We start from the raw sequence: 1,432 nt of genomic DNA on the forward strand, positions 1-1,432 counted from the left end.
ACCGCTCAGGTCAAGGGCAACAAGCTTGAGGTCAACGCCCCCGCGGCTGAAGGTACGATGACCCTTGAGATCAAGGGCAAGCTGGCGAGCGATCCCACTAAGGAGCTCTCCCAGAAGAAGTCCGTCATGGTCAAGAAGGCCGGAGCGACGCCTGAGCCTGAGAAGAAGAGCTCCGGCGGCGGCTGCGACGCGGGCTTCGGCGCTCTGGCACTGGTGGCTGGTGCGGCGTTCCTCCTTCGCAGGAAGAACTAGTCCGGTCGTTTAACAGCTCCATCGGTTAGGCGCCGGCAGACACAGGCAGAAGACGAACGAAAGCGGAAGGGCTCCGGCCCTTCCGCTTTTTTACGTTTACTGAAGGAAGCGCTCCACAGCCTGTGGTTTTGACGTGGCGGCCCTTTTGCTATAATGAGGCCGGGGAGTTGGATACGTTGAAGGAAGGGGAATGTGGATGGCGGAGCGGGACATGACGGAGAAGCACCTGGAGGGGTACAACGACGTCTTTGCGGACATCGTGAACGTGCTGCTCTTCAATGGGGAGCGGCGGGTGAGGCCGGAGGACCTTCAGGATGCGCGGTCCCGCACGCTCTACAAGGCGGACGGGAAGCTCCACGAACAGGAACGGGACGTTTCCAAGCTGTGGGTTTCCAAGGGCGCTGTGATCTCCCTGATCGGGTTCGAGAACCAGACCAAGGTGGACCGAGACATGGTGCTTCGGGTGCTGGGGTACGAGGGGGCGGACTACCGGGGCCAGTTGTCTGCAGGCAGAGGGCTGTACCCGGTGGTGACGCTGGTCCTCTACTTTGGAGAAGCGCCCTGGACAGGGCCGCGGACGCTGTTCGAGAGGGTCTCGGTGGCTGAGGGGCTGAGGCCGTTCGTGAACGACTACCGGGTCAACGTCTTTGAGGTTCCGCGCCTGACGGCGGAGCAGGTGGGGCAGTTTCGGAGCGACTTCAGGATCGTAGCAGACTACTTTGTGCAGATGGGGCGGGACGGGGACTACGTGCCCCCGCGTCAGACGATCGAGCACGTGGATGCGGTGCTGAAGCTCCTATCCGCGCTGACGCAGGACCATCGGTTTGAGGATACGCAGAACGAGTTCAGGAAGGGGGAGGACGTCACGATGTTGAGCGTTTTGGACAAGGTTGAGGCCAGAGGCGTTGCATTGGGTGAGGCCAGAGGCGTTGCATTGGGTGAGGCCAGAGGCGTTGCCTTGGGCGAGGCCAGAGGTATCGCCTCCACGGCTCGGCGGATGCTGATGCGGGGTGTCCCGCTGGATCAGGTGGCCGACTTCACCGGGCTGTCCCTCGGCGAGGTGGAGGCGCTGCGAAGAGAGATGGACAACTGATCGTTTGATCGTTGGCCCCCAGTTGTTTTAGCCCCCCTGAAGGGGGGGCGGTCCCGCAGGGGCTGGGACTGACGGCCCGTGAGCGGT

The 1,432-nt window shown here is 62.6% G+C and carries 2 protein-coding genes; both read left to right on the forward strand.

All coding sequences use genetic code 11. The features are described 5' to 3' along the window. The coding region (locus tag SY1_RS08815; protein ID WP_208873505.1) for a Synerg-CTERM sorting domain-containing protein at positions 1-252 on the forward strand (252 nt) is incomplete at its 5' end. 190 nt (positions 253-442) lie between these two features. Next, positions 443-1,345, forward strand: coding sequence for an Rpn family recombination-promoting nuclease/putative transposase (locus tag SY1_RS08820; protein WP_208873506.1), 903 nt, complete (start codon positions 443-445; stop codon positions 1,343-1,345). The last annotated feature ends 87 nt before the right edge of the window (positions 1,346-1,432 follow it).

Origin of the sequence: Fretibacterium fastidiosum, assembly GCF_000210715.1 — a bacterium.
GTDB classification, from domain to species: domain Bacteria; phylum Synergistota; class Synergistia; order Synergistales; family Aminobacteriaceae; genus Fretibacterium; species Fretibacterium fastidiosum.